This is a genomic window from Pyrococcus sp. (assembly GCF_030153625.1).
Lineage (GTDB): Archaea > Methanobacteriota_B > Thermococci > Thermococcales > Thermococcaceae > Pyrococcus > Pyrococcus furiosus.
Genome location: NZ_JASKLM010000021.1, coordinates 25,396 through 31,775 on the forward strand (window position 1 = coordinate 25,396; position 6,380 = coordinate 31,775).

Genomic DNA, 6,380 nt, shown 5'->3' on the forward strand with positions numbered 1-6,380 from the left:
TTTTTGATGAAGAAAGAAGCGAAGTATCTCCTCCTCATTGTCCTCATATCCTTTGGATTAAGCTCTCTAATTCTCGGCCTCCTGGGATTAGCTAGCTTCATACCCCAGTTCTTTACCTTGGCAATTGTAGATTCAATAAACCCGTGTACATTTGTTGTTTACACGATCTTCTTGATAGCCCTCTCCGTTAAGAACCTGCCAAAGAGGGCGATATATGTTATTGGACTATCCTTCATCTTTGCTGTTTACCTCTCCTATTACACTCTTGGAGTTGGCCTAATGATAATAACTGGAAAAATCCCAGTGACCTGGGCAGGATACCTTGCCATAGCCTTTGGATTGTACGAGATTGTAACCGGGATCTTAGAAAAGTCTAGGACGGTTGGAAAGGGAAAGCTGAGAAAGTTAGCATTTTCTACTGAGGCCACAATAGTTGGAGGGATAATCCTTGGACTCACGGTCTCCACGACCCTTCTCCCCTGCTCAATGGGGCCCTACGTTGTCTATGCAACTATAGTTTCAAAGATGAAAGCGTTGGCATACGTTTTGTTGGGCTTGTATAATTTGGTTTTCGTGTTCCCTCTCTTTGTAATCCTATTCGCAATGGGGAGCTTAAGAGAGAGTAAAGAATTCTCTCAAGCTATGGTGAGGCACTCAAGGGAGCTTTCTGTAATTGCGGGAATATTGCTCATAGGAATTGGACTCTGGGTTTTGCTTTAGTTTCAAGGTCCTCTTTTTGAAATAATTATCTAGAAAATCTCCCAGAACATATAGGCTTACAATAATCTATCCCAGGAGGGAATACCACCTAAGACCCAAGAAGGGATCCTTGAAGTAAGATGAAATTTACACATTCCTCGTAGGAAAACCAGTCTACGAGGAATTGGCCAAGCAGTTTGAGAATTTGAGACAAATTGAATCTAGAAAACGAGACAGTCCAATAATAGTCCTACTGTTGGCAGACACTCTAGCGAGACTCATAATTTCTCCCTCTATATTGCCTGTTGGAGTTGTTGCTTCCTTTCTGGGAGCTCCACTCTTCCTATACCTGCTCCTCAAGATGGAGGGAGCGAAATGACCAGGGTGAGAAACTTGTCATTTTCCTACAATGGAAAGGAGATATTAAAAGACATAACATTTGAAGTTAAAGAAGGAGAATTTCTAGCAATACTTTGCCCAAACGGGGCCGGAAAATCGACTCTGCTAAGGTGCTTAGTAGGTATACTAAAGTGTAAGGGCGAGATAGAGATCTGGGGAAGAAAACTTCATGAATACTCAAGGAGAGAATTAGCAAAGACGATAGCTTATGTCCCTCAAAGAGTTGAGCCCAACTTTCTGAGAGTGTTTGACATGGTTCTTCTAGGTAGAAGGCCTTATAGGAGAATCGTACCGAGTAAAGAGGATATAAAAGCGGTAGAAAGGGCCCTTAAAATCCTTAAAATTGAGCACTTAGCAGGAAGGCCAACAAGAACGTTGAGCGGAGGAGAACTCCAAAAGGTCGCTATAGCTAAAGCTCTAGCTCAGGAGTCGTCAATAATACTGCTGGATGAACCAACGAACAATCTAGATCCCAGGAGTCACGTTGACCTAATGAACTTGCTGAAGAAGTTGTCCCAGGAGGGGAAAACAATAGTGACGGTTATGCATGACGTGAATCTAGCCTTAAGATTTGCAGAGAAGCTGATGTTCATGAAGAATGGAGAATTAGTTGGAATAGTTGAAACAAAAAAGATAAGTCAAGAAATACTCGAGGAAACATTTAACGTAAAGGCTGAAATCTTTGAGACTCCTTCGGGCTTTAAGTTCTGCCAATTTTACTGAATCTCTATCCCATATACTTTCCTCGGATTCTCGACGTGAATCTTGTAGACATCTTCTTCGGTAAATAGCCCTTTCTGGAGGAACTCCTTTGTCCTCCTGGGAACGGTTTTTGGCCCCAAGACAGCCCCAGGCCTTCTTTTGTCATCTATGTAGTCAGTCTCCATGAGGAACCTATTACCTTGCTTTATTGCCTCTTCTATGTTCTTCCTACTGGCTATTATGCTCGGAAAAACTCCAACTTCTTCGGCAACCTTCACAAGAGGTGGAGAGAAGTGTTTAACAACTTTGTGGGGTTTTATGCCAACTTCTTTAATGTACTTCCCAAGCTCTCTAAACTTCTCCTCGTTAAAGCTCTCCGTGTGAAGTTGTACTGCACAATCAGCGTCTTTAGCTAGCTCCATGGCATACTTCATTATCTCTATGCTCGCCTCCCATATCTCCTGGGAAACTTCATAGTGAGGCCTTCCAACCTCACCTATTCCCACCGCTTTCCCTTCTAGGCACAACTTCTGGGCATATTCAAGGGCCTTCATCACCTCGTTCTTTGCAAATTCAAGCCCCTTGTTCCTTGCCAAGTAATCGAACTCCGCAGGATGAACGCCCACCACAGCATAAGCTTTCACCTGGGTTTCCTTGTTGATTTTCTCAACCAGCTCTATGTGGAAGTCCATGGCCTTCATGAAGTCTTCTGCTTTAAGTCCAGGAAAGCCGTAATCGTGAGCACTCTTGTACACCACAATTAGGTGAGTTCCCCCGGCCCTTTGAAACTGCTTGACAGCTTCCAAAAACAATCCATGATTTGGGTCAACGTGGAAGTGATTGTCCAGGATTATCATCCCCACCACCTAAGTTTGGTACACTTCAAGCACATCACCCTTCTTAACCTTTCCAATTTTTCCATCTATAGCCATAGCAATTTCATCGCCAGCTATTGCGAATTCAACTTTCTCTCTGTTCCTCTCAATTCTAACAACCCCTCCAACTCCCGATGGCCCTTTAACTTTAAAGCCAACTCCTATCATTCCGCTCTCAACAGTCCCAATTATTACTTCCCTCCCCATAACGTTGACCACTTCCTCAACAACTACCTTTCCTGAGGGGTTCTTGGATAGTATTTCAATTTTTTCTTTCTCTTCTTCCCTTCCCTTCTTTTTCTTTAGAAAGTCAAACAAACCCACGCTCACCACCTCATATAAGCTTACTCAATATTAAAGCTCCCAATAGTACAACTGCTCCAGAAACTAAGTATCCTTTGGGGATTCCCAGGAGAAAAATTGGGATTGCAACTATTACGAAGGGGACTATGGAAAGTGCGAGTATAACTATGCCATCATAAAACTTGAAGACTGGGAGCTCAATTCTATCATCTTTCATCTTGTGCTTAACGTAAAGGATTCCAATGGAAGAATATAAGAACGGAGAGGCTAAAAAGGGGATTAAGAAAAGGGCTTCAATTCCATTAAATGCGTAGCTCAGCAAAACTAGTATCGTTGAGAAAGTTAAAGGACTGAGAGACACTGTGAGCATTTTTCCCAAGAGGTACTCTCTCCTCTTAATAGGTAGAGAGGATAGAAAGGCGAAGGCTTCCCTGTCCATGGCAAATGCTGGATCAAGCATGACTAATCCAAGCACCGAAATTCCCATTATTGAAAAGAGCGTCATCATTGCGGGAAATCCCTCTTTTGCTAAGTTGTATATGAAGTATATGCTCATCAGGAGTGGAGAGAGAAACGTTCCCAGGTAGGGGTTTTTCCTGAATACAATTCTATAGTCCTTCCTGAATATTGCTATTATCGGGTTTGTTACCGTGAGCTCATACTTTGTGGTGACTCTTCCATAAGTCTTTATTCCACCTAAGACCTCACCAAGCTTCTTCAAATCGTAAAAGTACAGGGCTAAAAATGGAAACGTGTACACAGCTAAGAGAACTAGGCTCTTAGAAGGTTCATAAACAGTGCTGGCCGCAAAGGGAAAAGCTACGAAGTACTTTCTGAAAATTGGAGCTATAATCTCGATATTCTTCTCTAAGACTCTCATAAGAGCTTGAATTACAAAGTAAATACCGGCGATGAGCAAAAACCCCGTGACCTTTGCCAAAGTTTTTATAACGCTTCTCTTCCCCACGTGAACTCCGCTGAACTTTATCTGGAGGAATAGTGCCAAAGAGTGACCCATTAGTATCGCAGAGAATATCCAGAGTATTCCCAGGAGTGAGGCAATGGGATTGCCCAATGCTAAAGATGCTGGTATTAGAAATACAAGGGCTGGAAGATTTTCAACGAGTAGGGTTAGAGAAACTATAAAGTTTAAATTTCGCAAGGGCAGAGGTTTTAGAGGCTCAACAGCTTTACTTGACAGCAAATAGGCAGTTGCAAGGGCCGTTGAATATAGGGTTAGAATGAAGGGAATAATAAGGTAGGAAGAGAAGAATATCGCCTTTTGTAGCTCATCTTCAGAGTAGAGAATTGAAATTGCGATCATCAATCCAAAGAAGAGATAAGAAATGCTTTGCAAAAACACTCCCCACTTTATATTTGCAGAGTGCTTTAGTGAGCTCTTAAGCTTCTTTGGATCATTCATTATGGAAGGGTTTTCCTTTATCATGCTGAAGTGGACCTCTCTGTAAATTGTCTTTATTATCTCCCACATCATCATAGGGCCTCCTTCAGCGCTGAAACTATGTGCACAACTTCCTCCTTTGCCTGGGTAAGCTTGAGGAAAACATCCTCCAATGTCTTCTCTTTGGCCATCTCTTTTAACTCCTCAATGCTTCCCTCAGCAATTATATTGCCATTGTACATTACTCCCACCCTATCACATATTAGCTCAGCGAGGGCCAACACATGGGTTGAGAATACTATAACTTTCCCCTCCTTCTTGAATTCCAAGAGTAGTTCTCTGAAAATCCTGGCACTCTTCGGATCGAGCCCGTTCATAGCTTCGTCAAGAATCAAAACCCTGGGATCATGCAAGAGGGAGGAGATTAGGGAAACTTTCTGCTTAGTTCCGAAGCTCAAAGTTCCGATAAGCTGATTCATGTACTCTTGTATTCCGAAGGCGTTGACTAGCCTCTCCACTCTCTCTTGAAGTACATCCTTGGGGATTCTTCTAATGCTCCCAATGAAGCTGAAGAACTCCGCTGGGGTTAGGCTTTCATACAAAGCTGGCGTTTCAGGAACATAACCCACTATCTTCTTTACCTCTATTGGATTCTTAGTAACATCGATCCCTTCAACTATAACCTTTCCCTCCGTGGGGGGTATAATTCCAGAGAGAATTTTCATTGTGGTTGACTTCCCACTTCCATTGGGGCCAAGCAGTCCATAAATCTCCCCATTGTTTACAGTGAACGTTATTCCATGGAGAACTTCAGTTGAGCCAAACCTCTTCTTTAACCCTTCAACCTCTATCAAATTACCCCACCAAATCTTTAAAACATTCTTAATGATAAAAACATTTTCGAAGAATATTAAAATTAAAACATGCTAGAATAGAATCTCACTCTCCTTCTCCATTACCCAAACATTGTTATTGTACTTCATGTCAATCCCAAATACTCCGATAAGCCCTCATTGAATACCATGATATCTAGGGGCTATAGAAAGCTTAAATATTGGGAAAGCCCAACTAACTTGGTGATAATCGTGAACTATCTGGAGATAAAAGTGCTCGATGAGAACGGTGAGGAAAAGCCCTTAAAGGACTTCGTCCTCGGAAAGTGGACGGTACTCTACTTCTACCCAAAGGACAATACGCCCGGATGTACAACTGAGGCAAAAGAGTTCAGTGAGCTGATTAAAGAGTTTGAGAAGCTCAGCGTCCAGGTCATAGGTGTTTCCCGCGATTCTCCCAAGAGCCATAGAAGTTTTAAGGAGAAGTATAACCTCAGGGTCAAACTCCTTAGCGATCCGAATGCGGAGCTTCACAAGGCTCTCGGTGCATGGGGCAAGAAGAAGAGATATGGGAAGGAGTACGAGGGGGCGATAAGGAGCACGTTCATCCTTAATCCAGAGGGGGAGATTGTCTGGAAGAAGATAAACGTAAGGGCAAAGGGACACGCGGCCAAGGTTCTTGAGACCATTAAAGAGCTGATTGGTTAGCTTTCCTTTTCCAAAAACTCTTCAAAAACTTCCAAGAGCTTCTCCGGCTTTTCTTCGTGGGGCAAGTGGCCGCATTCCTCCATAACAACCAGCTCTGCGTTGGGAAGAACCTCAGCAAGCTTCTTCCCGCTTTCAAGGGGAACTATTCTGTCCTCCCTGCAGTGGACTATGAATGCTGGAACTTCAAGATTCTTCAGTTCCCCAGCGATGTCCGGGAAGCTTGAGTACTTCATCACCCAGAAAAGCCCCTTGTCCCAGTCTTTGACCTTTAGAGGCGCCTTATAGCCCTCCCTAACTTCGTCGGTCAGCTTGCTCTGGTTGTACCACGCGTTTTCAAGCACATCCTCAAGTCTTCCCACTGAGGAGCGGATGAAGAGCGGGAAGAACTTCTCTGTGAGAGGGAGGGAGTAAAGGATGCGCTGGAGCGTGGAGGGTTCCCTCGGACTCCACGCAGGAGCG

Annotated in this window: 8 protein-coding genes and 1 pseudogene; 4 read left to right on the forward strand and 5 right to left on the reverse strand. The window is 43.5% G+C overall.

The window, feature by feature from the left end:
- Positions 1 to 6: 6 nt before the first annotated feature.
- From PWP39_RS05030 to PWP39_RS05040, 3 genes and pseudogenes are all read left to right on the forward strand, one after another.
- Positions 7 to 720: a cytochrome c biogenesis CcdA family protein gene (locus PWP39_RS05030; protein ID WP_288072963.1), complete on the forward strand. Its 714-nt coding sequence runs from the start codon at positions 7 to 9 to the stop codon at positions 718 to 720.
- A 223-nt stretch (positions 721 to 943) separates the two neighbouring features.
- Positions 944 to 1,078 (forward strand): annotated as a pseudogene (locus tag PWP39_RS05035) (iron chelate uptake ABC transporter family permease subunit); the annotation flags it as partial.
- A complete protein-coding gene (locus PWP39_RS05040; protein WP_288072964.1) occupies positions 1,075 to 1,821 on the forward strand; it encodes an ABC transporter ATP-binding protein in 747 nt (248 codons plus the stop codon). The pseudogene PWP39_RS05035 and the gene PWP39_RS05040, both read left to right, overlap by 4 nt.
- Here the strand turns inward: PWP39_RS05040 and PWP39_RS05045 are convergent.
- The 4 genes from PWP39_RS05045 to PWP39_RS05060 are packed head-to-tail and all read right to left on the reverse strand — an operon-like array spanning position 1,815 to position 5,234.
- The gene (locus tag PWP39_RS05045) at positions 1,815 to 2,657 is read right to left on the reverse strand and encodes a TatD family hydrolase (protein ID WP_288072965.1); all 843 of its coding nucleotides are present in this window, start codon (positions 2,655 to 2,657) and stop codon (positions 1,815 to 1,817) included. The genes PWP39_RS05040 and PWP39_RS05045 overlap by 7 nt on opposite strands.
- A 9-nt stretch (positions 2,658 to 2,666) precedes the next feature.
- On the reverse strand, positions 2,667 to 2,999 hold the full coding sequence (pbp11, locus tag PWP39_RS05050) for a tRNA-binding protein Pbp11 (RefSeq protein ID WP_288072966.1): 333 nt from the start codon (positions 2,997 to 2,999) through the stop codon (positions 2,667 to 2,669).
- A gap of 10 nt (positions 3,000 to 3,009) precedes the next feature.
- Positions 3,010 to 4,476: a permease-like membrane multi-spanning protein gene (locus tag PWP39_RS05055; protein WP_288072968.1), complete on the reverse strand. Its 1,467-nt coding sequence runs from the start codon at positions 4,474 to 4,476 to the stop codon at positions 3,010 to 3,012.
- On the reverse strand, positions 4,473 to 5,234 hold the full coding sequence (locus tag PWP39_RS05060) for an ABC transporter ATP-binding protein (protein ID WP_288072970.1): 762 nt from the start codon (positions 5,232 to 5,234) through the stop codon (positions 4,473 to 4,475). Before PWP39_RS05060 ends, PWP39_RS05055 begins: the two co-directional genes overlap by 4 nt.
- Before the next feature lie 231 nt (positions 5,235 to 5,465).
- Between PWP39_RS05060 and PWP39_RS05065 the strand changes: the two genes are divergently transcribed.
- Positions 5,466 to 5,921: a peroxiredoxin gene (locus tag PWP39_RS05065; RefSeq protein WP_288072976.1), complete on the forward strand. Its 456-nt coding sequence runs from the start codon at positions 5,466 to 5,468 to the stop codon at positions 5,919 to 5,921.
- Here the strand turns inward: PWP39_RS05065 and PWP39_RS05070 are convergent.
- The coding region (locus PWP39_RS05070) for an alpha/beta fold hydrolase (RefSeq protein ID WP_288072972.1) at positions 5,918 to 6,380 on the reverse strand (463 nt) is incomplete at its 5' end. The genes PWP39_RS05065 and PWP39_RS05070 overlap by 4 nt on opposite strands.